Origin of the sequence: Streptomyces sp. NBC_00557 (assembly GCF_036345995.1) — a bacterium.
Classification (GTDB): Bacteria; Actinomycetota; Actinomycetes; order Streptomycetales; family Streptomycetaceae; genus Streptomyces.
Window position 1 is genome coordinate 51,208 of sequence record NZ_CP107796.1, and the last position, 23,173, is coordinate 74,380.

The 23,173-nt window shown below is 68.3% G+C and carries 26 protein-coding genes and 5 pseudogenes; 15 read left to right on the top strand and 16 right to left on the bottom strand.

Annotated features, from left to right (window positions below; all coding sequences use genetic code 11):
* Positions 1 to 101: 101 nt before the first annotated feature.
* Positions 102 to 683 (bottom strand): CbrC family protein, encoded by a 582-nt coding sequence (locus tag OG956_RS00235; RefSeq protein ID WP_330335861.1) that lies wholly within the window; start codon positions 681 to 683, stop codon positions 102 to 104.
* 152 nt (positions 684 to 835) lie between these two features.
* On the opposite strand from OG956_RS00235, the gene OG956_RS00240 reads away from it, so the two are divergent.
* Positions 836 to 1,519, top strand: a complete 684-nt coding sequence (locus OG956_RS00240; protein ID WP_330335862.1) for a hypothetical protein — start codon at positions 836 to 838, stop codon at positions 1,517 to 1,519.
* Positions 1,520 to 1,962: 443 nt separating this feature from the next.
* Here the strand turns inward: OG956_RS00240 and OG956_RS00245 are convergent, their stop codons facing one another.
* Positions 1,963 to 2,577, bottom strand: a complete 615-nt coding sequence (locus tag OG956_RS00245; RefSeq protein WP_330335863.1) for a DUF7691 family protein — start codon at positions 2,575 to 2,577, stop codon at positions 1,963 to 1,965.
* A gap of 256 nt (positions 2,578 to 2,833) precedes the next feature.
* Between OG956_RS00245 and OG956_RS00250 the strand changes: the two genes are divergently transcribed.
* On the top strand, positions 2,834 to 3,265 hold the full coding sequence (locus OG956_RS00250; protein WP_330335864.1) for a hypothetical protein: 432 nt from the start codon (positions 2,834 to 2,836) through the stop codon (positions 3,263 to 3,265).
* Positions 3,266 to 3,313: 48 nt separating this feature from the next.
* On the opposite strand, the gene OG956_RS00255 is transcribed toward OG956_RS00250, so the two are convergent.
* On the bottom strand, positions 3,314 to 3,985 hold the full coding sequence (locus OG956_RS00255; RefSeq protein ID WP_330335865.1) for a hypothetical protein: 672 nt from the start codon (positions 3,983 to 3,985) through the stop codon (positions 3,314 to 3,316).
* A 118-nt stretch (positions 3,986 to 4,103) separates the two neighbouring features.
* Positions 4,104 to 4,664, bottom strand: coding sequence for a WD40 repeat domain-containing protein (locus tag OG956_RS00260; protein WP_330335866.1), 561 nt, complete (start codon positions 4,662 to 4,664; stop codon positions 4,104 to 4,106).
* A gap of 267 nt (positions 4,665 to 4,931) precedes the next feature.
* On the opposite strand from OG956_RS00260, the gene OG956_RS00265 reads away from it, so the two are divergent.
* From OG956_RS00265 to OG956_RS00275, 3 genes and pseudogenes are all read left to right on the top strand, one after another.
* Complete coding sequence (locus OG956_RS00265) at positions 4,932 to 5,339, top strand: hypothetical protein (RefSeq protein WP_330335867.1); 408 nt, start codon at positions 4,932 to 4,934, stop codon at positions 5,337 to 5,339.
* A gap of 304 nt (positions 5,340 to 5,643) precedes the next feature.
* A complete protein-coding gene (locus OG956_RS00270) occupies positions 5,644 to 6,270 on the top strand; it encodes a Ku protein (RefSeq protein ID WP_443065507.1) in 627 nt (208 codons plus the stop codon).
* Positions 6,271 to 6,401: 131 nt separating this feature from the next.
* Positions 6,402 to 6,576: pseudogene (locus OG956_RS00275) on the top strand (CsbD family protein).
* An 86-nt stretch (positions 6,577 to 6,662) separates the two neighbouring features.
* On the opposite strand, the gene OG956_RS40145 reads toward OG956_RS00275, so the two are convergent.
* Together OG956_RS40145 and OG956_RS00280 are read right to left on the bottom strand one after the other, a co-directional pair.
* Positions 6,663 to 6,740, bottom strand: coding sequence for a DUF6233 domain-containing protein (locus OG956_RS40145; RefSeq protein WP_443065656.1), 78 nt, complete (start codon positions 6,738 to 6,740; stop codon positions 6,663 to 6,665).
* Positions 6,733 to 7,305 (bottom strand): hypothetical protein, encoded by a 573-nt coding sequence (locus OG956_RS00280; protein WP_330335869.1) that lies wholly within the window; start codon positions 7,303 to 7,305, stop codon positions 6,733 to 6,735. Before OG956_RS00280 ends, OG956_RS40145 begins: the two co-directional genes overlap by 8 nt.
* Before the next feature lie 357 nt (positions 7,306 to 7,662).
* On the opposite strand from OG956_RS00280, the gene OG956_RS00285 reads away from it, so the two are divergent.
* Together OG956_RS00285 and OG956_RS00290 are read left to right on the top strand one after the other, a co-directional pair.
* A complete protein-coding gene (locus tag OG956_RS00285) occupies positions 7,663 to 7,902 on the top strand; it encodes a hypothetical protein (RefSeq protein WP_330335870.1) in 240 nt (79 codons plus the stop codon).
* A gap of 403 nt (positions 7,903 to 8,305) precedes the next feature.
* Positions 8,306 to 9,292, top strand: coding sequence for an NAD-dependent epimerase/dehydratase family protein (locus OG956_RS00290; RefSeq protein ID WP_330335871.1), 987 nt, complete (start codon positions 8,306 to 8,308; stop codon positions 9,290 to 9,292).
* A gap of 55 nt (positions 9,293 to 9,347) precedes the next feature.
* Here the strand turns inward: OG956_RS00290 and OG956_RS00295 are convergent, their stop codons facing one another.
* The gene (locus OG956_RS00295) at positions 9,348 to 9,530 is read right to left on the bottom strand and encodes a hypothetical protein (RefSeq protein ID WP_330335872.1); all 183 of its coding nucleotides are present in this window, start codon (positions 9,528 to 9,530) and stop codon (positions 9,348 to 9,350) included.
* A gap of 69 nt (positions 9,531 to 9,599) precedes the next feature.
* Here OG956_RS00295 and OG956_RS00300 point away from each other — a divergent pair, with 69 nt between their 5' ends.
* Positions 9,600 to 9,833: a hypothetical protein gene (locus OG956_RS00300; RefSeq protein ID WP_330335873.1), complete on the top strand. Its 234-nt coding sequence runs from the start codon at positions 9,600 to 9,602 to the stop codon at positions 9,831 to 9,833.
* Positions 9,834 to 10,418: 585 nt separating this feature from the next.
* On the opposite strand, the pseudogene OG956_RS00305 reads toward OG956_RS00300, so the two are convergent.
* The 4 genes and pseudogenes from OG956_RS00305 to OG956_RS00315 all read right to left on the bottom strand — a co-directional run.
* Positions 10,419 to 11,181 (bottom strand): annotated as a pseudogene (locus OG956_RS00305) (IS701 family transposase); the annotation flags it as partial.
* On the bottom strand, positions 11,162 to 11,572 hold the full coding sequence (locus OG956_RS40150; RefSeq protein WP_443065508.1) for a transposase: 411 nt from the start codon (positions 11,570 to 11,572) through the stop codon (positions 11,162 to 11,164). The pseudogene OG956_RS00305 and the gene OG956_RS40150, both read right to left, overlap by 20 nt.
* A gap of 150 nt (positions 11,573 to 11,722) precedes the next feature.
* Entirely contained in the window at positions 11,723 to 13,309 is a 1,587-nt protein-coding gene (locus OG956_RS00310) for a multicopper oxidase family protein (RefSeq protein ID WP_330335874.1), read from the bottom strand.
* The gene (locus OG956_RS00315; protein ID WP_330335875.1) at positions 13,306 to 13,716 is read right to left on the bottom strand and encodes a hypothetical protein; all 411 of its coding nucleotides are present in this window, start codon (positions 13,714 to 13,716) and stop codon (positions 13,306 to 13,308) included. Before OG956_RS00315 ends, OG956_RS00310 begins: the two co-directional genes overlap by 4 nt.
* A gap of 69 nt (positions 13,717 to 13,785) precedes the next feature.
* Between OG956_RS00315 and OG956_RS00320 the strand changes: the two genes are divergently transcribed.
* Entirely contained in the window at positions 13,786 to 14,241 is a 456-nt protein-coding gene (locus OG956_RS00320; RefSeq protein WP_330335876.1) for a MarR family winged helix-turn-helix transcriptional regulator, read from the top strand.
* A gap of 22 nt (positions 14,242 to 14,263) precedes the next feature.
* Here OG956_RS00320 and OG956_RS00325 read toward each other — a convergent pair whose 3' ends face one another.
* Positions 14,264 to 15,157, bottom strand: coding sequence for an IS982 family transposase (locus OG956_RS00325; protein ID WP_330335877.1), 894 nt, complete (start codon positions 15,155 to 15,157; stop codon positions 14,264 to 14,266).
* 128 nt (positions 15,158 to 15,285) lie between these two features.
* Between OG956_RS00325 and OG956_RS00330 the strand changes: the two genes are divergently transcribed.
* On the top strand, positions 15,286 to 15,714 hold the full coding sequence (locus tag OG956_RS00330; protein WP_330335878.1) for a signal peptidase I: 429 nt from the start codon (positions 15,286 to 15,288) through the stop codon (positions 15,712 to 15,714).
* On the opposite strand, the pseudogene OG956_RS40155 reads toward OG956_RS00330, so the two are convergent.
* Together OG956_RS40155 and OG956_RS00335 are read right to left on the bottom strand one after the other, a co-directional pair.
* Positions 15,669 to 15,946 (bottom strand): annotated as a pseudogene (locus OG956_RS40155) (transposase); the annotation flags it as partial. The gene OG956_RS00330 and the pseudogene OG956_RS40155 overlap by 46 nt on opposite strands.
* A gap of 243 nt (positions 15,947 to 16,189) precedes the next feature.
* Positions 16,190 to 17,002 carry a maleylpyruvate isomerase family mycothiol-dependent enzyme gene (locus OG956_RS00335; RefSeq protein ID WP_330335879.1) on the bottom strand — a complete coding sequence of 271 codons (813 nt, stop codon included), beginning with the start codon at positions 17,000 to 17,002 and terminating at the stop codon, positions 16,190 to 16,192.
* 407 nt (positions 17,003 to 17,409) lie between these two features.
* Here OG956_RS00335 and OG956_RS00340 point away from each other — a divergent pair, with 407 nt between their 5' ends.
* Positions 17,410 to 17,985 carry a hypothetical protein gene (locus OG956_RS00340; protein ID WP_330335880.1) on the top strand — a complete coding sequence of 192 codons (576 nt, stop codon included), beginning with the start codon at positions 17,410 to 17,412 and terminating at the stop codon, positions 17,983 to 17,985.
* Positions 17,986 to 18,103: 118 nt separating this feature from the next.
* Complete coding sequence (locus tag OG956_RS00345; protein ID WP_330335881.1) at positions 18,104 to 18,382, top strand: hypothetical protein; 279 nt, start codon at positions 18,104 to 18,106, stop codon at positions 18,380 to 18,382.
* A 393-nt stretch (positions 18,383 to 18,775) separates the two neighbouring features.
* On the opposite strand, the gene OG956_RS00350 is transcribed toward OG956_RS00345, so the two are convergent.
* Both OG956_RS00350 and OG956_RS00355 read right to left on the bottom strand, forming a co-directional pair.
* Positions 18,776 to 19,333 carry a hypothetical protein gene (locus OG956_RS00350; protein ID WP_330335882.1) on the bottom strand — a complete coding sequence of 186 codons (558 nt, stop codon included), beginning with the start codon at positions 19,331 to 19,333 and terminating at the stop codon, positions 18,776 to 18,778.
* A 460-nt stretch (positions 19,334 to 19,793) separates the two neighbouring features.
* On the bottom strand, positions 19,794 to 20,873 hold the full coding sequence (locus tag OG956_RS00355; protein WP_330335883.1) for a PP2C family protein-serine/threonine phosphatase: 1,080 nt from the start codon (positions 20,871 to 20,873) through the stop codon (positions 19,794 to 19,796).
* Between the two features lie 558 nt (positions 20,874 to 21,431).
* On the opposite strand from OG956_RS00355, the gene phoU reads away from it, so the two are divergent.
* From phoU to OG956_RS00370, 3 genes and pseudogenes are all read left to right on the top strand, one after another.
* Positions 21,432 to 22,160: a phosphate signaling complex protein PhoU gene (gene phoU / locus OG956_RS00360; RefSeq protein ID WP_330335884.1), complete on the top strand. Its 729-nt coding sequence runs from the start codon at positions 21,432 to 21,434 to the stop codon at positions 22,158 to 22,160.
* Positions 22,066 to 22,779 (top strand): annotated as a pseudogene (locus tag OG956_RS00365) (PP2C family protein-serine/threonine phosphatase); the annotation flags it as partial. The gene phoU and the pseudogene OG956_RS00365, both read left to right, overlap by 95 nt.
* Positions 22,780 to 22,929: 150 nt before the next feature.
* A pseudogene (locus OG956_RS00370) lies at positions 22,930 to 23,145 on the top strand (IS630 family transposase); the annotation flags it as partial.
* Positions 23,146 to 23,173: the final 28 nt, after the last annotated feature.

Sequence of the window (23,173 nt, forward strand, 5' to 3'; positions counted from 1 at the left end):
GGCCCCACAGAGGCGGATTCGACGGTGACAGTCCCAAGCCGTCTCAACGCACGGCGGCCACGACCGCATCTGCTGCCGCAGACCCGCCCAGCAGACGGCTTCTAGGATGCGTCGGCGTAGGCGAGGTGGGTGCCGCAGACGGTGCAGCGAAACAGCATGGCGCTCGCACCCTCGCCCAGGTGGGTCAGGAAGTGGTCAAGCTGGTTGTCGTCGTGCCAGCCGTCGAGGCGCATGTCGGCCCGGAGTTGGTCGAGAGCGTCGGGATATGCCGCCAGCTCGCTGTAGCCGACTTCGCCTACGAAGGCGGCGGCGTCCTGGCAGTGGACGAGCCAGTGCGGATCCTGCCAGGCGTGGAAGCCAGAGGTGCGGCGGGTGACCTCGTGCAGGACGTCCTCGCTGACACCGTCGAGCCCGTAGGAGTCGGTGAATTCCCCCGCGAAGCGTTCGGCCGCGCTGCCGTCTGCAATGCACCAGGGGCAGATACGACGGCTGACGTCCTGGGCGGTGTAGAAGGTGGCCGTGTAAATCCAGCCCGTGCTGCGCTTGCAGCAGGCGCACGTCTCGCAGGCCGCGCGGATGGCCCCGCTTGCCAAGGGGTCTGGGCGGTAGCGGAAGAAGGGCAGGCGGTCAGTTATCGCCGGTTCCCGATCCGCGCCCCCGGCGCTCGTGTCTGCTGATCCCATGCAGCGCAGTCTGTCCGCGCGCAGGTTCGGTGATCAAGGGCGGTGTCGGAATCCTTGTAGCGCGCCCATGTGAGGGTTGGCTGCAGGCGGCTGGCTCCCACGTCAACGTCCTCATCTGCGCTGCATCCGGATCTGTTTGGGATCATGCCTGTATGGACTTCGACCTTGTCCCTCCGGGCGGTGCCGGACCGTTGCGGATCGGTATGACGCGGCAGGCGGCCGGCACGGCGCTGGAGTCGCTGCGCGATCTGTCTTTGGTCTCGGCGTCTGACCGGCCGGGGCAGCACGTCTTTCGTCCCAGCGGGCTGGTGATCAGCATCCACTGCGTGCGCGGCGTGCTGGAAGCCGTCCAGCTGGGACGGCCGTCGCTGCAGACGGATCGGGTGCTGTTCCGGGGTGTGGACGTGTTCGCGCTTGCTGCGCGCGAGGTTGTCCAGCGCGTCGGTGAGTTCACCGCGATCGAGGAAGATCCCGACGACGCTGCTTCGTTCATCGCCCCTGACTTGCTGCTGAGGCTACTACTTCAGCTCGGTCCAGCTGGCTCGGCCTGGGTGCCCGGCTACCCCGACGACTGGGACCAGCGTGTCACCCACCGGGTGACCTATGCGGTGGACGACTTCCTTGTCGCCGTACGCACTGCCATCCCCTACCCGGCGCTGTTCGCCGCCCGTGACGCACTGGTGGAGGCAGCCGAGTCGGCGCTGCTGTTCCCGATCGGCGGCCGTCAGCCGATTCGGGGAATGCAGGGACTCGGCTGGTCGCGGCGTATCGGTGGCGCGCTGTACGTGTTCGAGGTGACCGGGCCCCGGCCGCTGGAGAACGCCCCCGACGGGTGATCGTCGCCACCCGCGTGGACCTGGAAACCGGACAACGGCAGCAGCGTCACGCCCTGCCGCGCTCACGGAAGCGCCCGTATGCTGCCCCCACCGATGCTTCTGGGGCTCTTACCCGCCAACCGGCGGGGCAGGAGCCCCTCCCCTTTGTGCTGCGATACCGCAACGTCCCCGACCCCCCTGAGCGGAGCGGGACGCTCCGTGCCCGGCTCCGCTCAACCGCCCGGCGCGGTCGCGTGTGCACGTCCCCTCAGCCCTCGGGCCACACCCCCGGCGCACCTCCCGGCCGGACGGCTGCCCCCGCGCCCACGGCCCTGCCCCGCATCCCCGGGCGGGAGGGGGTGGGGACGCCGGGCGCAACTGCCAGCCGACGGCGAACCGAGCGGCCGGCGAGGGGATTGCGTGGCTTACCCCTACTCCATCCCAGTCCGTCTTTCATCCGGTAGTCAGCACTGGAATCCGATCACGCCGTATCCGGGACGCTGCGCCGCCGCCGTGATCCAGTCCACGCATTCGGACAGCGCGTTTTCCACCTCGGGTTCCAGCGCTGGTTCCAGGCCAGCGCGGTCAGCCGCCCGGAACTGCTCCAGTGCCACAACGCACTGCTCGTGCGTCCATTGCCCGCAGCCGGGAATGTCCGACCACGGCAGCCCGTCAGGCAACCCTGCCGACATAGCGAAGTCAGCGACGGACACAGCCGTGACCTCCAAGGCCTTCAGCCCGTCGTCCACTGCCCCAAGCCACCCCCCGCGATAAGGGCTGAACGAGCTGTTGATCAGGTGCGACCCGGTCAACGAACACAGTCGCTTGTACGCGTAGCCGTACTGGAACGCGCCTGAAGAACCGTCCTGAGGGAACGGACCTCCGTGCAGCACGGCCTGCAGCGCCTGACTCGAAGTCGGCGCCCCGTCGGCGATCGCATCGGCGAACCACCGGTCATCCCGTTCCAGGTCGCCCCCGAACTCGTCCCGGATCACCCGCAACAACTGATCATCACCAGAGCCCACCAGCGCCCGAGTGGCCGCCACATCCAACAGGTACACGCTCAGCGACATGCTCATGCGCACGACCGTATCGGCCATCACCGACAACGCCCCTTGCACACCACACCCCGGCCGGGGCGGCCGCTGCCATGCGGCTTGACCGTCCGACGAACTTGCCCGGTCGCCGGAACCGGGACGTGGCCTGTGCGGTGACCGCTGCTGCTTGCGGGGCTTGCCGGCCGCCGGGCCACGGTACGGGCACCGGGCGGTAAATCGGGTGTCACCTGTGCCAGCCCGGGCCACCTCACCGGAGCAAAAGAAGGCAAGGAACCGCATGGACCGTCGCAACGTCATCGGCCTCAACGGCCTCGTCCACGAGAGCCTGTTCAACTCCCACACCGGCTTCCTGATCGACCTCCTGTGTGACGCCAGCCGCTACGCGGTCGTGGAACCGTACACCCAGTTCGACCCCGCGCTGCTCACAAAGGGCCCGGCGACCTGCACCGGCTGCCGCGCGGTTCTCGACGGCGCACAAGATGCGCCCCGCCACCCGGCCGACGTCGCCCGCGAGTGCGCCGACGCCGTGCTCGCCGACGCCGACACCCGCGGCTACCCGCCCGCGCTGGACGACGAGGGACTAAAGCTATGTTTCAGTGCAAACCGCAGTCCGTCCTCGTTGGGGGACAGGACGACGGTCTCGATCACTCCGGCCCCCAGTGCCCGGGCTCGGTTGAGCCGCGCGGACGGTGCGCGCGGAGTGGCGTAACACCGGTACGTCGGTCACGAAGAGTCGGGCCACGCTCGACCAGGCGGTTCAGCGCTTGTCGCCCTGGCGAACCGAATCAAGGATCGCGTTTACCTGCTCGGCCCATTGGGTGGTAGCGGTGACTTCAATGCCGTTCTGCAGGCAGTCGATCAAGGCGGCCCAGGCTTCGCCGCGGCCTTTGATCTGCTCCTGGCGCTCCACGTAGGGATCGCGGATGTCCCGTTCCTTGAGGACGATGCTGCCGCCAGGTCCGGGGTAAGGTCTGCTCGTATCCCTCAGACGGCTCAGCACCGCGTCGACCCCGACGCGGTGGCTGATCTCCACCCGGTTCGGCCGAGTGCGAGGCTCGTCCTCGTAGGCGTGGGTGCTGAACGCCGCTATCTCCGGCACGAGCTCCTCCAGCCGCGCCCATTCCTCCTCGCTCCACGGTCCCAGGCCCACGGTGGAGCGCAACGCGTGCAGCTCCCTGGCCCGAATTGCTTGGCGGATCGCTTCGTGCACAACGAACCAGGATGCTTTCTTGCGGACGCCCACGTAATGCCCCACCCCTATGAACCGACCGCCGCGCAGGTAGAGGTAGAGCTGGCGCAGCTCATCCTCTCCACCCATCGAAGGGAGATCCGTGCTGATCACTTCCGGCAAGCGAATCCGACGTGCGCGCACTCCCGGAATAGGGACCCAGCGCCGTACTGCCGTCACCTGGTAGCCGTCGAAGTCCACCCGCCACCACAGCCCGGCAGCCCGTACGCGACGTCTGCGCGCCACCCGCGCAGCCGCCACCGCGCCCCTTCGGCTCCTGGCCATCCTGCCCACCTCGCGCCCCCTTCCCCACCGCGACTCATGCCGCACAAACATGATGACCGTTGAGGATCGCCCGAATCTTCGCTGCCTGTGCGAGGGGCGGTGAACCTGGAACAACCGCGACGGCCATCACGCAGCCCTTATGCCCAACCAACGGCGCGCTCAGCGGGTTGCCGGTGACAGCATCCCAGCGATGAACTAGCTGGCGGACGTGGCCGGCGCCCGCGAAAAACGAGCGCCCATCGGGCAGCGCTCCGGCCGCCACGTCCCAGACAGTGCTGACGTTCTCCATGTGGAGACTCGGCAACGACGTGCCAGTCAACGCGTCCAGACGCTCGACGCCGTCCTCCGACGCAACAGCGAGAATAGCGCCGCCTCCCGCCGTCTGGGCAACGGCGCACTCACCGCCGCCGGCGCACAGGTCTACCTGCCAGACTTCCCGGCCACCTTGCGGGTCCCAACAGGAAAGCCGGTTCCTGCCGTCGGAGAACGACAACAACACCAGCTCGCCGCCCGACTCAGCCAGTACAGGCCAAGCCCCGTAGTCGCGGCCAGTCCGGATCACCGACGTCAACGAACGCTTCATCAACGGCTTCACGGCCTGACTCTACGGCGCAACTCACGAGCTCCTCAGCCTAACCGGCGTCGGCGGCATACCGCCGACGAGGAAGACTGGGCCAGTGACAGGCCAGTGCCGACGGCGGCGATCCATTCGCACACACGGCGCGAGGCTCGTTGGGCCTTGTAGGGGCTGCGGCTCGCGTTCGCTCCATCAGTACCCAGGTCACAACACGACTACAGCACTGGGACGGTACATCAAGCCGACGCATGATGACCCTCAGAACCAACAGACTCCGGAGGAACCATGCGTCGCACCGCCATGCTGCTGGCCGTCGTCTTGTGTGCCAGCCTCACGGCGTGTGGAAGCAGAGACACAGGTCGTTACGCTGCTGCGGATCCGAAGGCTACGCCGACCGGTACCAAGGAGAACCGCTACCTCAAGTCGGCCGCCAGCCTGTCGTACGCCCATAAGCATCCGACTGATGCGGAACTCCTTGCTTTTCCACCGAAGTGGTGCCAAGACCTGGCTCTAGAGCACAGCGTCGAGTACGTGTTGGACCCCAACGGAGGAGGCCTATATCCAATGGGGCAGGACTGGGGGATGCTGCTGAAGGACGCACACGAGCTGCTGATAGTGGGCGTAACGGTCTACTGCCCGGAGTATCGGGGGCAGGTGTTGAAGGATCTGCGATCCACAGGAGGAGGCTTGTGAATACCGCGCCACGAGAATCATGAGGACAGGGGCGGATGCGTGGGTGAACTCTGCCACTGGAAAGGGCCCAGCGGGAGCAGTTGGGGCCGGTGCCGACGTGGGACGAGGAGGCGAGAGACGACGAGGCTGAGGACGAGTGGAAAATGGGCCGCCTTCCACCTCGCTCCCGAAATCGCCGCGGCACTGGGCACCAGTCCGCTCGCACTGACAGCAGATACGCACGTGCGCGGCATCGGCCTCCTGGCCATCACTCATGTTTGAACGCCGGTGGTGAGCAGGTCAGGCGGCAACCAGCGAGGCTTGGATGCGGCTGACGGCACGCAGGATCTCGTCCCGGTTCTTCGCCCGCTTGATCCATGCCGGAAGACGGGCCACCAACGTCATCTTCTGCCCGGTGTCGCTCCTGGCCCAGGCCCTCGGCCGCTCAGCGAAGGTGGCTGTCGCGAAGTACGCCTGGTCCGGCCGGGAGCGGCTTGGCCTGCTCCGGGTCCGCGACGACGTCCTGGTCCTGCACGCCATGCGATGGCCGGACGAGATCCGCGACCCCACCGAGCTGCTCCCACCCCCGGTTGAAGTGTCCGAGGACGAGATCGAGGACGCGCTCGCCCTCATGGACACGATGACCGTGGACGAACTGGTGGGCCCCGAGTTCCAGGACCGCTACACCGAGGCCATCGCCCGGATCATCGAGGCCAAACGCGAGGAAAAGCCGCTCCCCGAGACGCCCGAGCCCGAGCAGCCAGCGCAGGTGCTCGACCTCATGGCCGCCCTGCAGGAATCCGTGTCGAAGGTAAAGGCAGCGCGCGGCGAGGGCACCGGCCCGGCCGACGTGCACGAACTGCCGAAGCCCAAGAAGGCGACCGCGAAGAAGCAGCCGGCGAAGAAAGCCGCAGGGAAGAAGACGGCGGGCCGCCGGCCGCGTAGCGCCTGATCGCGGCTCGTCCGAACCGCAACGTACCGCCGCTTCGCGGTCCTTCCACCGTTTGCGAGGGGCGGTGCTGGGCACGCAGGACTCACCGCCGAATGCGGATAAATCGTTAACCAGGCAGGAGGCGTGTCTGCATGTCGGCTGGTGAGAAGGCCAGGGCCAAGGCCGAGCAGGCCAAGGGAAAGATCAAGAGAGCCATGGGGGCGAGCCGCCGTCGATTACCCGATGGTCGTCGAGGGGCAGGCGGAGAAGTCCAAGGGCGATGCGCGCCAAGCCAAGGAGAAGATCAAGGACATGTTCAAGCGCTGACCTCCGGCTCCACTCATGAGCGCTGGGCCTTCGCCTTGACCAAGAAGGCGAAGGCCCTTCCAGCTACCGGGCCGCCTGGGAGCCCGTCACCCCGCGTCCGGCCGGCAGTGCGGGCACGCCCGGATGCCGCTCGCGAGCGCCTGGCGCGCCTCGGCTTCATCCACGCCGCGTCGCCAGTCCCGGTGGGCGCGGCAGGAACAGCGGGTGGTGCGGGGTGAAGTCGAAGTGACCAAGGCGGGCGGCGGGCTCCTGGTCGAACAGCTGCGACTCGGTCCACAGGCCGACGCTGACCACCAGCCAGGTGTTGGGGCGGTCCGGGTCGTCGCACAGCCAGAGGTCGAACGTGCCGACCAGCAGGTGTTCGTCCCACTTCCACACCTTGGCCCGCGGCTCGAGGTCGGCGGCGCCATCGATGCGCAGCGGCGTCAGCGCCTTCTCGAAGGGGGTGACCACATCGTCGTAGACGGTGCGCAGGGCTGTACTGGCGGCGTGGTCGACCGTCAGCTCCCGGTCCGGGGTGATCTCCCACTGAAGGCCGTCGGGCACCTGGTCGTCCAGGTACTGGCGGATCGGGGCGAGGACCAGCGGGAGGCCCCCCTGGTCGCGTCGGGCGTGCTCGGCTGCGGGCAGGCGGACCCACCAGGCGTAGTAGGGCGTTCCGCTGCCGTAGGAGTCGTAGTCGACACACATCTCGTAGACGCAACCGAGCAAGGCAGCGAGCTGCGTCATTGTCTCCTGAGTTCGCTCGTCCAGGTCCGGCTCCTCGCCGGCGAGCCGCGATGGGTCCTGAACCTCCAACTTCCACACAACCCAGTCGAAGTCCTCCCAGTCCTTCGCCTGCCTCACGCTCCGTGCCACCGCCGCCGCCCCCTCCGCCTGCCTGTACAGGCGCCAGGCCAGTACGCCAGCGGGCAGACGGCACCGGGCGGCGTTCGCTGTTCCCGGCCACCAAGGAACGAACCGCCCTTGGGGCGGCTGCCAGGCGTGCCCTGCCGCCGCCCGGATCGTTGTGCTGGGCGACGCGTGCATGATCCAGCCCCACGGAACGCATGAGCCGCTTTCCCTCCTCGGGTCTGGAGGAGCTCCATGGACTTCCGATCCATCCCCCGCGACCCGCACGCGTTGCAGCAGCCCGTCACCGCCGAGGACATCCAGGCGATCGGCCAGCGCGTCTTCGGAGCCGCCGCACGCATCACCGCCGCCGTGGAGCTCGGCGGCGGCATGTACAACACGACCTACCGGATCACCGTCGACAGCATGGAGACACCGGTCATCCTGCGTATCGCACCCGCTCGGAGCAGCAGTTCAGCTCCGAGCGGGAGCTGATGCGCAACGAGGCGGCCACCGTCCCCTGATCATGCAGAGCCACCTCACCGTCACCGCGCGAGGGACGCCGGGCCCGGCCCGCTAGGAGTCCTTCGAGACGAACACGCTTTGCGACGTGCTCGATCGCAGGTTCAGGCCTCGCATCGCCGGGATCGACGCCAGTCCCCAGGCGACCGTGGCAAGGCTGGCCGCTACCTGGCGGGCGGGCCCGGGGGGCGCCCTACTGGTGAAGAGGTGTTGTTCTGACCGTGCGCTATTCGGTGGCGCTGAAAGCCCCTCGTGAACCCCTCTCGTGGTGTCAGTGGAGCGGCTGACGTATGAGGAAAACGACTTGAGCAGATGCGGGCTCTGCCGACAGCAGAGGCCTCTTGGCGTGAACGGGCCGTGCTGATTGAGTTCCGCCATGGAGATCCTGGTTCTCGGCGGTACGGCCTGGTTGGGGCGTGAAGTGTCCCGGCAGGCCCTCGACCGCGGCCACCGCGTGACGTGCCTGGCTCGTGGCGACAGCGGGCCCGTGTCGGAAGGCGCGCGCCTGGTGGCCGCGGATCGGCGCAACCCCGCCGCGTACGCGTCCCTGCCCAGCCGGGAATGGGACGCTGTGCTTGAGGTGTCCTGGCAACCCGGCTTCGTACGGAACGCAGTTGCGGCCCTGGGCGCGCGGGCACATCACTGGATTTACGTCTCCTCGGTCAGCGCATACGCCTCCCACGGCGAGCCCGGCGCGGACGAATCCGCCACCCTGCTTCCCGCCACAGACAACGAAGAGGTCGACCGTGACCAGTACGGCGAGGCCAAGTCCGCCTGCGAAACGCTCACCCGAACGGCCCTGGCCGACCGCCTCCTGATCGCGCGCGCCGGACTCATCGGCGGGCCCGGCGACCACAGTGACCGTTCTGGCTACTGGGTCGCCCGCGCTGCCCGTGCCCCACAGGCGCCGCTGCTCGTCCCAGACACCCCCAAAGTTCCGACGCAGACCATCGACGTACGCGACTTGGCGGCCTGGCTCCTCGACTCTGCAGAACACCGAGCCACGGGCACGTACAACGCGCTTGGCCCGACTGTGCCCTTCGCCGAGTGGATCGAGCTGTCCCGCAGCGTCGGCGGACACACCGGACCGGTCATCACGGTGGCGTCCCAGCAACTCCTCGCGCACGGAGTGGCCCAGTACATGGGCCTCGACTCACTGCCCATGTGGGTGGTCGAACCAGGTTGGGAGGGCTGGGCGGCGCGCGACGGATCTGCCGCCACTACCGCGGGCCTGCGCCACCGCTCTCGCACCGACCTCCTTGCCGACACACTGCGCTGGGAACGCGAGCAGGGACTGCACCGGCCACGCCGCGCGGGACTCGCCCCAGACAGAGAGCGTGAACTCTTGGCGTCCTTCGGATAAGAACCCGTCCTCAATCTATCGGCGATCTCGCGCCAGCGCCTCGAAAGAGGAGGCGTCAGGGACGGGTTCTGAGGGCCGCAAGGTAGCCGGCCCAGCTGTCCTGGGCGAGCACCGCCCACTGGTTCGCGGTGTTCCTGTGGACGCCGAAGAGGTCACTGATGAGGATCGGCGGTAGTTCCCCCGCTATGCCGAACAGAGCCGTGTTGCGGGCCACGATGGTGGGGAGGCCGTGCTTCATTAGTTGTCCCGACAGCGCCTCTGGGCTGCGTGGGCGGCTGGCGGGAAGGCCAGGGAGCAGGAGTTCGGGATGCTCGCTGGTGGCAAGCGGCCCCAGGGCTGCGCGCGACCGGCCTGTGGTGATCTGCTGTTCGATGAGACGAGCCAGCGTCGGCGGCAGGAGTACCGGGTTCTTGTCGAAGGTGAAGTAGGCCCCGAGCTCGTCCTGGTGGAAGCCGTCGGTCGTCAGGTGGACGATGCGGATGAGGGGCAGGCCGTAGAGCCGAATAAAGGCGCCGCCGATCCGAAGTTCCAGAGGCAGTGAGGCATCCGTCAGACAGCGACGCAGTTGGTCCTCGTGTTCCTCGTCGTCGACGGTGACCGACGCCCGTGCCGGGCCCCCACGCCGGGGCGTTCCACGCTCAGTCGCCGGTGGCGGCGTGTGCGTCAGGCCGGCACGGGGGCCGCACGTGGTCAGCGGCAGGAAACCCGGGCCGGAAGGCGCGGGGGCGTATCAACGCCGTGGCCCGCCCGTCCGTGACGGCTCACCGACCGTGGCCGTCGGCGGACACGAACATGGCCAGCTGGTCGCTGATCCAGGGGTCGAACATGGCCAGCTGGTCGGCGATCCACGGGTCGAAGACCTCCAACTGGCCTGCGACCCAGGGGTCAGGGCGGTCGTGCGCTCCCCGCGGCTGACCGGCGTACCCGGAGCCGTTGATCCGGTCCTGGTGACCGGGGAGGTTTCTCCGGCCGTGGCCCGTTCGGCGGCCGGCGCAGCCGGGGCCGGCGGCGCACCGTGCTCCTCGACCAGCTCGTGCACGGTGCGCTACCAGCGGATCAGCCACGCCGCCGCCACGCTCAGCGGGACACCCCACACCACGAGGCCGATCCAGGTGTGGCCGTAGGTCTTCCCTTTCTGCCGTGGCAGGCCGTTGAACAGGTCGTGGACGGGATGGTCGGTCGCCCAGCGGGTGACCACGGTGTCGTGCCGGGTGGTGGCCATGACGTGGAAGACGTCCGCCCGCTCCAGCTCGGACCGCCAGCCCCTGGAAAAGCCGTAGGCGGCATCCGCGGTCACCCACCGGAACGGGATCTTGTCCGCGATGGCGCGGCGGACCATCGCCTTCGCCCTGGCCACCTTGGTCTCGAAGCCGACCTCGTCGTCGATACCGGCCCGGCGGCACCTTTCGCGGTCGTCGGTCCAGGAGGTGGGCAGATACAGACGCCTGTCGATCAGTGTCCGCCCACGGCCGGTTGCGTAGACAAGGAACTCGCCGACCTGGCAGTTCTCCGTCCGCCCGGCGGTGCCGGAGTACTGCCGCTGCACCCCGGCCGACCGCGTCCCCTTCTTCACAAAGCCCGTGTCGTCCAGGATCAGGACGGCGTCGGGGTCGCCGAGGTTGTCGACCACGTACTGGCGCACGTCGTCGAGTACCTCGTCGGCGTCCCACTCGATCCGGTTCAGCATCCGGTGGATGCGGTCCGGGCCTGCGTGGCCGGCTTCCTCCGCCAGGGTCCAGCCGTTCTTCCGCTGCAGGGGTGCGATCAGGCCTCGCATGTAGGCAAGTGCCGACTCCCGGGGCTCCGACCTGCTGAAACGGTGCACGAACCGCTCATGCACCTTCCAGTTCACCCGCCCACGACCTGACATCAGCAAGGTCCCCACCCATAACCACACCAACGACCGACCTGGCCATCAGTCACGGCAAGCACCGTTGCAGTACTAACGCTCTGACTGTCCACGATGGCCGCGGTGGGAGTGAGATCCCGACCGAGCTGCGCCCGCTCGCGTTCACGCAACGCCGTCAACATCCGCTCCCGCACGCCTTCTTGCTGCCACTGTCGCCAGTAGTGGTAGACGGTCTGCCACGGCGGGAGGTCGTGCGGCAGCAGTCTCCAGGCACAGCCGGCCCGCGGCCAGTATGCCAACGCGTTGATGATCTCCCGCCGTGCGTGCTTCGCCGGTCGCCCACCGGGCTTGACCACCGGAACCAGCGGACGGAGGACCTCCCACTCCGGATCGGAAAGATCCGTCGGGTAACGGGTACGCAGCCCGCACACCCCAGCCCCCGAAAGTGCGCACCGCCCCGCTACCAGGCGACTTGCCCGCTGACAGGCTTTTCAGACCCCTATAGCGCCGCCCGACTCGACGACTCGGTGGTGGATTCACGCGTCCGCCACCGAGTCATGCCGCAGCTCCGCGGGGCCGGTTCACTCCGTGACGAAGTCGGCCATCATCGCCATGTCCTCGTGTTCGAGGTTGTGGCAGTGGAGCATGAACCGGCCCGAATAGTCGGTGAAGCGGGTGACGATCTCCACGGATTCGGCGGGGCGCAGGTCCACCGTGTCCTTCCAGCCCGCGTCGTAGGGGCCTGGCGAGCGGCCGTTGCGGGCGGCCACCTGGAAGTGGTCGAGGTGGAGGTGGACCGGGTGGTGGAAGTCGGTGACGAACCGCCATAGCTCGGTGGTGCCGAGCCGGACGGTGGCCAGGGGCCTGCCGGGCTCGTAGGGGCGGCCGTTGATGGTCCAGCCGGTGGATCCGGCACGCCGCTGGAAGTGGAACGTGCGGAAGGCGGTCGCCCGCTCCGGTCGCGGAACGGGTATCGCGGACAGCCGGTCCGGTATGCGGGTGTCGTCGGCCGGCGGCCGGGCGGTGGAGACGTCGAAGCGCATGACGTGCGCCGTGCTGCCGCTGCCCAGCCGGTTCACCAGCCGCACGCGGGTGCCGGGCCGGTAACGCGAGAAGTCGACCACGACGTCGAATCGTTCGGCCGGAGCGACGTCGAGGGTGTCGTGCGCGAGCGGCCTGTCCAGCAGGCCTCCGTCGCCGCCGATCTGCACCAGACCGCCGCCACCCGGTGGTGGGGGGTCGAGTGCGAGACGGTAGCGGCGGGCGTTGGAGGCGTTGAGCAGGCGGAGGCGGTAGCGCAGCCGCTGTGTCTCCAGCACGGGCCAGGGCGCCCCGTTGACGAGGAGGACGTCACCGAGGACGCCGTCCATGTACGGGCCGGTGACACCCGGTGTGTGCTGGGCCGGGTCCAGGGCGGGGTACCGGAAGGACCCGTCGGCGGCGAAGGCACGGTCGGCGATCATCAAGGGGATGTCCCGCTCACCGCGGGGCAGGGGCAGCGCGTCCTCCTCGTCGTCGTGGACGAGGTGGAAACCGGCGAGGCCCTGCCAGACGTTCGGGCCCGTGAAGCCCATGCGGTGGTCGTGGTACCAGAGGGTGGCGGCCCGCTGCTCCATCGGATATGTGTACGCCCGCTCGCCCGCGGCCGTGTCCCGTGAACCGGCCGCTTCGGACATGCCCGGCATCCCCGCCATGCCGTGGGGGCCGGACGCCGTGCCGCCCTGCGGCAGGACCAGCGCGGTCGGATAGCCGTCGCTGCCGTGGGGAGTGTGGCCGCCGTGCAGGTGGACCACGGTCGGGTGCGGCAGTTCGTTGCGGTGCCGCACCAGCGTCCTGCGGCCGGAACGGGAGACCAGGGTCGGTCCGGGAAACGTGCCGCCGTACGTCCAGGCCGGTGTCTCGAGCCAGGGAAGGATCCGCAGACGGGCCGCTCGCTGAACGATTTCGTACACGTCCGTGGTGGCGCTGGAACGGGCCGGTGCCAGCACCTGCGGGACGGGCAGCGGCACCGCGAAGGGCTGCGGCAGAACCGTCCGGCTGCGCAGCAGCAGTCCTGGCTGACCCGGTGTCAGTGACCCGCCGGCCAGGGCCCATCCGCCCGCGGTGAGCGCTCCACCCCCCAGGGCGGCAGCGACGAGCAGACGGCGTCTGGCGATGCCCCCGGTCATACGCGCTCCTCACGGGCCGGGTACGGGCCTGCCGCCGGGCGCCAGGCCCAGACCAGCATGAGAAAGGTGCAGGCGATGATCGCCACTCCCAGCGGGACGTGAACGGCGAGCGCGCGCGTGTACCCCATGGCGATCTGTCCCGCCTCCGCACCGAAGAGCGCGAGGCCGGCCAGGACCGGCCAGCCCGGTCCTCCGCCGGGCCGCCACCACAGCAGCGCGGCCACGATCTGGGCCGCTGCGGTCAGCCCGGTGGCCGTGGCGTTGAGGGCGTGCAGGTCGAGGGCCTGGTAATGGCCGGACAGGAAGCTGCCGGCCAGTACCGCCTGGCCGAGGGCGAGGGCGGCCTCACAGGTCACCACGGCCCGGAAGAGCGCGAGGGTCCAGGGCCGCGCAGTCGAATTAGGCATGGAAGAGATGGTGCCATATGAGATTATCTCAAAGCTATCAATCTCGGTCCTGCCCTATGCTGGGCGGTGATGAACGCGCCCGACTCCCCCTCTCCCGCGCTGGGCAACGGTCCCGCGCGCATCGGCCCGCTGCTGCGGCTCGCCCAGCGCCGGGCCGCACGGACGTTCTCCGAGGCCCTGCGCCCCCTGGGCGTCGAAGGCCGGCACTACGGCGTCCTGCTCAACCTCGCCAAGCACGGGCCGCTCAGCCAGCGGCAGCTCATCGACCTCACCGGCAGCGACAAGTCCGCCATGGTGCGCACGGTCGACGACCTGGAGGCCCGCGGTCTGGCCCTGCGGCGGCCCTCTCCCGCCGACCGCCGCGCCCATGCGGTGGAGATGACCGACGAGGGGAGGGCATTGTTCGCCGAGGCCTCACGGATCAGCGACGAAGTGGGCGCCCGGCTCCTCGAGTGCATGGCGCAGGACGACCAGGAACTGCTCTGTGCGCTCCTGGAACGCTTCGTCACGGGCACGGGGGGCTAGACGAGTAAGTCCGAAGGGTTGGTCAGTGGTCGTAGGCGATCAGTGAGCGTGTGATGGCTCGGCCTGTGTTGCGGTTGTGCCAGATCGCGGTCGTCATGGCGAGGATCCGTTGTCCGACACGGGCGAGAACGCCGGCGGGGGTTCTCGCGCCGTGACGCTCGAGGTCGAGCTGGCCCTTGAGGGTGTCGTTCACCGACTCGATGAGCTGTCGGATGGGCTTGAGAAGGTGTTCGCCGGGCCGGGGGGTGATGTTGCGGTAGGTCGGCCGCAGCAGGGTCAGGCCGTGCTCGGCCATGAAGGCGTCGAGGTGCCTGGATACGTAGCCCTTGTCGCCGACGATGGTCTGTCCGGGGTGGGTGGCCAGTAGGTCCTGGTCGCCGGTGAGCATGTCGGCCAGCACCTCGCGTTCGTCAACTTTGGGGTTGGCCAGGGCCCAGGCGATCGGGAGGCCGCCGGGGGTGCACACAAGGTGAAGACGCAGGCCCCAGAAGAACCGGGAGTGCGAGGGGCAGTAGCCGTAGCCGGCCCAGCCGGCCAGGTCGGAGCGCTTCGCGGTGGGCCGTGAGCGGGCGCACTCCACGGGGGTGGAGTCCACGATCCACACGTCGTCGTGCCAAAGGTCGCTGTCCCGGGCCAGGGTGCGGATGAACCTGCTGATCAGCGTGTTCGCGGCCCGCAGGCGTTTGTTGTACCCGGACTGCCCGGGCAGGTAGGGGAACTCGGCCGCCAGATGGACGCGGGCGAACCGCAGCCAGCGGGCTTCGGAGACGAACCCGAGCAGGGCCTGCATCACCGCCAGCGTCAACAACTCGGCATCGCTCAGGCTCGGCGGGCGGCCCCATCGACGCGATCCTGCCAGAGAGTCATCGATCTTCACGTACAGTGCAGTCGCGAGGGTTTCGAGGTCTGTCGTCACAAACGGACCAACGAGACCCTCGCTTCATGCACTCGGCCCCTTCGGACTTACTCGTCTAGGGCCTGTTGTGAATGTGGCGGTCGTTACTGCTGTGAGTGCGGAGCGGCTGGCTGCTACCTTCCGGAGCCATGACCGACAGCGTTTATGTGGGAAACGCCGGCAGGGACGCGGCACTCGACCGGGGGTGGCTGCTGGGACATTTCAAGGATGCCTCCGATCCTCGTCATAGCGAGGACGTGGAGATCAAGTGGGGCGTCCACCCGCAGGGCGATGAGCGGGCTCAGTGGGTGACCGGCGAAGAGCGCACCGCCCTGCTGGTCCTCATCAGCGGGCGCTTCCGGGTGGAACTGCCCGGGCGCAGTGTTCTCCTGGCCGAGCAGGGGGACTACGTCGTGTGGGGCCGGGGCGTCGATCACTCCTGGTTCGCGGAGGAAGAGTCTGTGGTTCTGACGGTCCGCTGGCCTTCTGTCCCCGGCTACAAGGTAATCGATGAGGACGATTCCGCTGCTGGTCACAGCCATTCGTTCAGGACCGCTACCAGCACGGTGGCCTCGTAGCGGACGGCCAACTTGTCATAGCGGGTGGCCACCGCGGGTGGCGCTTGAGGCGATTGGTCCCGCATTCGACCGCGTGGCGTTCGCGGTAGTCGGTCTTGTCGAACTTCGGCGGCCTACCGCCGGTAGAGCCGAGGTTCTTGCGGTTGCGCACCCGGTCCGCCGGGACGGGAATCGTTGCCTTGATCCCGCGTCGGCGCAGGTAGGCGCGGTTCTTGCGGGAGTCGTACGCCTTCTGGTCAGGGGCCGTTACTCCCCAGTGTGGCGGCGCCAGGACTCAAACCTGGGAAGGCTGAGCCGGCAGATTCCCAAGCTGAGAGCTTGGGAAGCGCCGCAAGCCGGACTTGGCCGAGCTGAACTACAGGCCGTCACGCTCGATCATCGCGGGGTCCAGCGTGTAAACGCGCGACGCCCGCATCGCTCTTCGCATGTCGAGGAAGCTCAATGGGCTTCCTGGGCGGGACCAGGCAAGCGTCCGTCATGGCGCGGTGAACAATGCGGGAAAACCTGGCGCGAGCCAGGGCTTGCGTCCCCAGGCGAGGACCTTGCCGCGGGCGATGGCACCGGTGGCACTGCGCCTGCCCAGTGCGAGCAGGAAGAACGTGATCGGTTCGATCATGATCGTGCAGTCGGGACGGCGCGGGGGCTCGGCGTGCACGGCCACCATGCCGTTGGTGAACGTCACTGTGAGCCGAGAGAGGCCGCGCACCCTTAGCTCGTAACAGGCACTGTGCCCGTCAGCCGCTCGTACATCGACGACACGGGGCATCGCAGTGATCAGAAACGGCATCGCCAAATCGACCCTGTCACGGTCGATCATGTGTGGTTGGCCAAGTGCCGCTGCGATGTCATAGCCGTGCCCAAGCATGTGGGTCAGCAAGTAGGAGCCAAGGATCTCCAAGTCCATGGGCCCCAGCGGCGTCACCGTCGGTGTGTCCGCCGACCGCAGGCCGGCCGCCTCGGTGAATGCCCGCGCATGCCGGACGATGCCGCCCGCCAGGACGGAGGTGTCGCGTTCGGGGAAGGAAACCAGCGAGGCGGCGTTGGCCGCCGCAAGTCCCCCTGGTGTGCCGTCGCCATATACCTGCTCACGCCCTGCGGCAAGGGCAGCCATCAACTCGTTGGCCAGGACCAGATGCGCCGCAGACTCTCCAACCGTCCACTCAGCACCAGGAATGGGCACCGTCGCATCTGTACACGACCGGAGCAGCCCGGCTATCTCCTCGGCTACGACACAAATGGCTTCAGGCAGCCGCGATCGCGTGGCAGCCTCACGATGAGGGGCGGTCATAGAAGTGAAGGGTGGACCAGCCCTTCGCATCTGTCCATCTGTCCAGGCACACCGATCGACCTGCGAGACAGTCAGGATGAGGGCTGCTGACATCTACGCTGGACACCAACGACGCCGGACGGGGACGTACACCAGCGTCTCCGTCCGACTGTCGCACCAGCGGACGACCGTAGCCGGAGCGGGCTCAGATCGAACTCCTAAAGCAGGTGTCGCAGGTTCAAGTCTGCCGAAGCACAGACAGAAGGGCCGGCTCAGGGAGGTTTCCCTCCCCGGCCAGCCCTTCGCCGTTCCAGGCGCCGTGCCACACGCATGCCGCTACGTCAGCTTGGCGCCCCTCTCCGGAGGAGTTCAAAGCCGCTCTGACCGCCCTCGATGACTGTCGGTGGCATCTTCTACTGTCACTCCTCATGGGAAACCACTTTCAGACGGTCGTCGACTTGGACGCCACCCCGGTAGACGCGCCGACGCTCGCAGCCCGGGGCCTTGCCTGGCTCGTCGAGGAAGGCATAGTCCTTGCCGAGCGCACCGATTGCGTTCTCGGCGCCCCGCTGGGGCACCCACCGGGCCCGCTCTGGGCCAAGGCCGTCGGCCGGGAGGATTGGGAACCCAGCGACGGACTCAGGATCGAGACAGGCCGAACCGTCTTTCATGGCGGTCAGGGCGATGCCATGTATGCCGCTTGCCCTCACTGCGCCGCCCGCGTGGACTTCTACACCGATGAGTGGGACCCGATCGACGGCGCTTGGGAGCCCTTCGCGAAGGCCATCAAGACGTGGCGCGACACGGGTCAAGCCACCGTCACCTGCCAGCGCTGTCGTCGCACCGGTGACTTGACCACGTGGACCTGGGACGGCGACTACCACGCCTTCGGCTACCTCGGCTTCGAGTTCTGGGACTGGCCCGAGTTCAGCCCCGGCTTCCTCAGCCGATTCGCACACGCGCTGGGGAACCATCGCACGGTCCTGGTCGGTGGCAAACTGTGAGGAGCCGCGGTCGGCGGGATCGCGCCCGGCCGCCAGATGACTCCGCCTGATCCAGCGGAGCATCGTCGTTCAGTACACCGACCTCCTGAGGACCAGCGACTACGACCTGTGGAGGCGGTTGCGGGAACTCCTGAAGGGCCAGGGACTCGATCCGGACCGAACGATCGTCGTCGACCTCTTGCAGGAGGGCCCCGACCACGAGGACGGCCAAGTCATCTCCCAAGACGGCAGGGTCTACAAGTTCACCCTCTTCTACGACCAAGCAGCAGAGCACGGCGCGCGCAGCGCCTACCTCCACGGCTGGACCGACATCACCGATTCCTGGCAGAGCGGATCGCTGGCTACCCGAACAGCAGACGCCTTCGCTTGGATGTCTTCGCCCACCGAGTCGGGGTGACCGTCGGCGCGGGGCGGTCAACCGCTAGCCCGGCTGAGTGTCTAACTGCGTGACAACACCCACGCACAACGGTGGACACGCACGGACGCCGGCGGACCGTCGCAGCTGGTGAGAGGCACTTTAGCCGAAGGTCGAGGCCTTATCCGATTTGCTTCGGGAAGAAGAGGTCGGTGCCGGCCACTGTGCGGACCGATGGATCGAGCGGCGGCGTTGCAACAGGTAGGTTGACCGTGGCCGTTCAGAACACAGTGAGCCCTTTCCAACCTGGCGTTTACGCTGCCCAGGAGCCTTCGATAGCGCTCGGGAAACCGTGATCAGCTATCTACGCTCTGCCGACGGCGTTGGTGCACGTCGGAACCCCGCTGGCGGTGCTGCAGATCCCTTCACGGATGCTCAGTACGGTGCCATCACCAAGTCGCCTATCACCCGAAGCCCGACTTGGGCCGCAAGCCATGGTGCGCGTTCGGCCTCCACTTGCTTGACGTGGACGAACACCGTGTAGTCGGCCGCAGGCTCCTCCAGATCGAGGTCGCGGGCATGCGCGCACAGGGTGACGAACGCGCCGCGGGTGCCTCCCACCCCCAGACCTATCTCCGGAGCCTCGGGCCAGGCGTTGAAGTCCCACCGCACCGTCGCCGGGCTGTCGCCCACCGCCTTGAGAAACGGCTCCACGGTCTCGGGTGCCCCAGCCCAGCGTCGTAGCCAGATGGGCAGGTAGGCCGACGGATCATCCCCCGTGTCCGAGGCACCGTCCCTCTCCCCTGCAGCCCACCAGTCGGCGTCCGGCAGCAGGGCCAGCACCTCCGATAGAGAGTGAGTCGAGGAGATCCGCGCATCGAAATCGACTTCCAGATCCCTCAGGTCGGCGATCCCCAGCAGCCTCTCAACGATGCGCAATCCCGCCGAGAGGTCCGCTGTTCTCAAGATGGGCTGCGCGTAGGAGTTGGACACGACGACCAGTGTGCCACCGCATGAGCGTTGTCCACCCCGCCAAGCGGGCTGCGGGTGTCCGGGCGGGTTTCCTCGTACCGATCCAGGACCTTCTGGTAGCGGCCGCCCTCGAAGTCCTCACGGGCCTGCTCGTCGTTGTCCAGACCGGAGGCAAGGGCCGTCGCTGGTTGGACAGCTACGTGGTTGACGACACCGTGACCGTGCCGGATTCCGCGCGTTACTCGAGGCGACACGCGTGCATCGGAGTGTCGTGCGGCCCCAGTGCTCGCCGGCGTGGGGTTGGGAACCGCTGGTTCCGGTGACCGCCCCTGTCATGGCAGGCGGCCCCTGGCCTTCCCCCCTCGAAGGCCAGGGGCTACCGACGCCCCCACCGACAGCGGGATGATCAACCGCTGACAGGCTTCGGCGACTTTGACCTGGCAGCATGGTGTTGATCCAGGGGAAATGATTGGTCAGCCGTTCAGAAAGAGGGTCTCAGATCCGGCGTACCGATTCCTTCCTCGAGCCGGTCGGCAACGATCATCGCCACGTCGTCCGCCAAGCGGCCTTCGGTGTGGCCGATCAATGCCTGATGCAGTTGCCCAAGAAACTCCTCAGGGTTAGCACTGCCGCTGATCGACTCCATGACCTCCGGCAGAGGGAAGAAGGCTTTGCCGGGGTTGCGGGCCTCGATCACGCCGTCGGTGTAGAGGAGTAGACGGTCCCCGGGTAGGAACGGATAGCTCTCCGGCTTCCCGGGAGGGCCGGTGATCAGGTCCTCCAGGCCCAGGGGCGGGTGCGGCGAGGTGGGCCTCAGGGCCTGAGTTCGGCCCTTGTGGAGTACCAGCGGGGGCGGATGGCCGCGGTTGACCAGTTGCACTACGGGTTCGTCGTTCGGTACCTGGGCGATGAGCGCGGTGGTGAATCCCTCCATCAGGGCTTCCTCGGGGAAGGCGCCCGGCACGGCGGCCTCCCGGCGCAGCGCGGCCGCGCAGTGGTTCATGACTCCCACCAGGTCGTCCTCGAAGTGCGCGACCACCCGGAACGCGCCCAGCACCACGGCGACCGCGTGCATGGCGCTCAGCCCCTTGCCGCGGACGTCGCCTACGATCATCCGGACGCCGTACCTCGTCTGCACGGCCTCGTACAGGTCACCCCCGACCTGGGCCTCGGTCCCGGCCGCCAGGCACAGGCTTGCCGCGCGTAGCGGGCCAAGGCGTTCGGGGACCGGCCGCAGAATGACCTCCTGTGCGACAACGGCGATCTTGCGGACCCGGTCGAGCTCGCTCTTCCTGTGCGCACGTACGACGCTGCTCGTGATGAAACCGGCCACGGAGACCAGAGCCAGAGCCAGGAAGTTCGTATAGACCTGCAGGCTGCCCCAGGCATGGTTGTAGGTGGCCGTGGTTACGCTGACCGCCAGCGCGAGAGCCACCGCCAGGGCCGTGCGCTTGGGTCCCGTCGTTACCGCCGCCAGCGCCGGTACCGCGGTGAGAAAGGGGCCGGTGTAGATGAAGTGAGCAGGAGTGAGCTCGATGATCAGCACGGCCAGCGCGACCACAAACGGCACGCACCGCGCCAGTGCGAGCAGGACCCTGCTTTGGCCGCCCGCTCCTGGTCGAAAGAGTGAGCCGAAGAGCGACCTCACATGCCCAGCCTGCCTCGCCGAGGCCATGGCGGCCTCCTGGGAGAACAAACCCCGCCAGGTCGGTCACGATGCCTCTGGGCCTCGGCCCGTCCTGTGGCGGGTGCCGAAGGCGCTGGTCAGCGAGGGAGGCGGCACTGGCGCTCGGCGCATTCGCCCCACCCCGTCCCGCCTGCGGCTCGTCCGCTGCAACGATGGTCCCCAAGGCCCGCAACCCAGCGCCTGAACATCACGCAAAACTGCCCTCGGAGGCTGAGGGAAGAACTCAGAGGGAGGTACGCGTCGCCGTTATCGGCGCCGCTGACGGCTGGCGGCCATCGTTCCCGGCCTTCAGCCTGCTCGCCGCGGGTCGCGGGCGGCTTGACCGGTCGCCGCAGGCCACGCCCTGCCCACCAGCCGGCACCGCAGCGGGGCGTGTCGCATGCGGGCGTCTGGCAGGAGGCAACCGGCCGACGACGAGATGGTGAGGACGCGATGCGGCAGGCGTATCACGCGGAGCTGCAGGCCATCGGTGACGCACTGGTGGAGATGGCGCGCCTGGTCGGTTCCGCCATGGGCCGTGCCACCAGCGCTCTGCTGGACGCTGATCTTCAGCTCGCGCAGAGCGTGATCTCGGCCGATGACACCATCGATGATCTCCAGCGGGATCTGGAGAACCGGGCCATCGCGGTGCTGGCGCGCCAGCAGCCCGTCGCCACCGATCTGCGGATCGTGGTCACCTCGCTGCGCATGGGCGCGGATCTGGAGCGCGGCGGTGACCTGGCGAGCCATGTGGCCAAACTGGCCCGGCTGCGCCACCCCTCACCCGCGATTCCGCGCGATCTGCGCCGCAGCGTTTTGGAGATGGGCCAGCTCGCGCAGCGTCTGATGGCACAGGCCGCCGAAGTCCTCCTCACCCACGACGTCCCGTCCGCGTTGCAGCTGGAGAAAGACGACGACCGGATGGACGAGCTGCACCGCGTGATCTTCCAGCACCTGATGGACGACAGGTGGCAGCACAGCGTGGAAGCCGCCGTGGACGTCGCCCTCGTCGGCCGGTACTACGAGCGGTTCGCCGACCACGCCGTTTCGGTCGCCCGGAGCGTGGTCTACCTGGTCACCGGCGACACAGGAGACCATGCTCCATTCTCCGGACCTGGCCCGGCACCCGGACGTCGCGGTCCGCTACCTGCCCGCGACCGGAGCTCTGTATGTGTGCGGTGACTGGTACGACGTGGTTGACCTGCCGGGGGACCGCTTCGCCGTCATGGTCGGCGACGTGGTCGGCCACGGGCTGTTGGCCGCCACCGTCATGGGCAGGCTGCGTAGCGCGCTGAGCGCCGCCACCCGCACCGTCCACGGCCCGGCCCAGGCGCTGGAGGCCCTGGAGCTGTACGCGCGCTCGGTGGAGGGAGCACTGGCCGCAACGGCCGTCCAGGTGCTTGTGGACCGTCGCAGCCGTCTGCTGATCTACAGCAGCGCCGGGCATCCCCCGCCGGTCCTGCTGCACCCGGACGACTCCTGCGAGCTGCTCGGGCAGGCCACCGATCCACCGCTGGGCGCCCGCCCCGACCACGTCCCCCGCCCCCAGGCCAACGCGACCTACACCCTGGGCGACACCCTGATCCTCTACACCGACGGCCTGATCGAAGGCCGCGGCGAGGACATCGAGGCCGGCCTCAACCGCCTGACCTCCGCCCTGGCCACCTGCACCGAATTCGGCGCGGAACACCTCGCCGACGCCCTCCTCGCCCGCCTGGGCCTCGCCGGCGGCGCCGGCGACGACATCGCCGTCGTCGTCGTGCGCCTGGGCCTCACAGCCCGTGCCGTCCCTCGTCGCTGAGACGTTGCCGTGCCTCCCGCGTAGCGGGAGGCACTCGGCCGCCGCCGGGCAGCCCCGTCGGCGACGGCCGGCCCGTGTCAGCCACCGGACCACGGCACGTGATCCGAGCCTGGCATACCCGCGCGACTGGTGTTCCGAACGGGGTTGCCACAAGCGCACTTCGGGCCGCTTCGGCAGTTCACCATCGCCAACTCGAACCACCCCAATCACACCGTGCAGACCCAGGCCCTGCACTCCTACCTGCGCTGGCGCAACGCCAACGCCCGCCACCGCGACGTCCTGGCCGCCGAACACAAAGAACGCGCCCGCATCCGAAGTGAAAAGGGCATCCGCTGGGGCGGACGCCCCCTCGCCGTCGCGGCCTGAAGAACCCGACGCACCTCACCCGGTCACA

Bases quoted from the DNA above. Each gene is read 5' to 3' on its own strand.
- OG956_RS00235 (WP_330335861.1), bottom strand. From the start codon at position 683: ATGGGATCAGCAGACACGAGCGCCGGGGGCGCGGATCGGGAACCGGCG.
- OG956_RS00340 (WP_330335880.1), top strand. From the start codon at position 17,410: ATGGGAAACCACTTTCAGACGGTCGTCGACTTGGACGCCACCCCGGTA.
- OG956_RS00320 (WP_330335876.1), top strand. From the start codon at position 13,786: ATGAACGCGCCCGACTCCCCCTCTCCCGCGCTGGGCAACGGTCCCGCG.
- OG956_RS00270 (WP_443065507.1), top strand. From the start codon at position 5,644: ATGCGGCTGACGGCACGCAGGATCTCGTCCCGGTTCTTCGCCCGCTTG.
- OG956_RS00240 (WP_330335862.1), top strand. From the start codon at position 836: ATGGACTTCGACCTTGTCCCTCCGGGCGGTGCCGGACCGTTGCGGATC.
- OG956_RS00290 (WP_330335871.1), top strand. From the start codon at position 8,306: ATGGAGATCCTGGTTCTCGGCGGTACGGCCTGGTTGGGGCGTGAAGTG.
- OG956_RS00285 (WP_330335870.1), top strand. From the start codon at position 7,663: ATGGACTTCCGATCCATCCCCCGCGACCCGCACGCGTTGCAGCAGCCC.
- OG956_RS00280 (WP_330335869.1), bottom strand. From the start codon at position 7,305: ATGACGCAGCTCGCTGCCTTGCTCGGTTGCGTCTACGAGATGTGTGTC.
- OG956_RS00300 (WP_330335873.1), top strand. From the start codon at position 9,600: ATGCTCGCTGGTGGCAAGCGGCCCCAGGGCTGCGCGCGACCGGCCTGT.
- OG956_RS00330 (WP_330335878.1), top strand. From the start codon at position 15,286: ATGACCGACAGCGTTTATGTGGGAAACGCCGGCAGGGACGCGGCACTC.
- OG956_RS00315 (WP_330335875.1), bottom strand. From the start codon at position 13,716: ATGCCTAATTCGACTGCGCGGCCCTGGACCCTCGCGCTCTTCCGGGCC.
- phoU (WP_330335884.1), top strand. From the start codon at position 21,432: ATGCGGCAGGCGTATCACGCGGAGCTGCAGGCCATCGGTGACGCACTG.
- OG956_RS00250 (WP_330335864.1), top strand. From the start codon at position 2,834: ATGGACCGTCGCAACGTCATCGGCCTCAACGGCCTCGTCCACGAGAGC.
- OG956_RS00335 (WP_330335879.1), bottom strand. From the start codon at position 17,002: ATGACCGCCCCTCATCGTGAGGCTGCCACGCGATCGCGGCTGCCTGAA.
- OG956_RS00265 (WP_330335867.1), top strand. From the start codon at position 4,932: ATGCGTCGCACCGCCATGCTGCTGGCCGTCGTCTTGTGTGCCAGCCTC.
- OG956_RS00310 (WP_330335874.1), bottom strand. From the start codon at position 13,309: ATGACCGGGGGCATCGCCAGACGCCGTCTGCTCGTCGCTGCCGCCCTG.
- OG956_RS00295 (WP_330335872.1), bottom strand. From the start codon at position 9,530: ATGAAGCACGGCCTCCCCACCATCGTGGCCCGCAACACGGCTCTGTTC.
- OG956_RS00245 (WP_330335863.1), bottom strand. From the start codon at position 2,577: ATGAGCATGTCGCTGAGCGTGTACCTGTTGGATGTGGCGGCCACTCGG.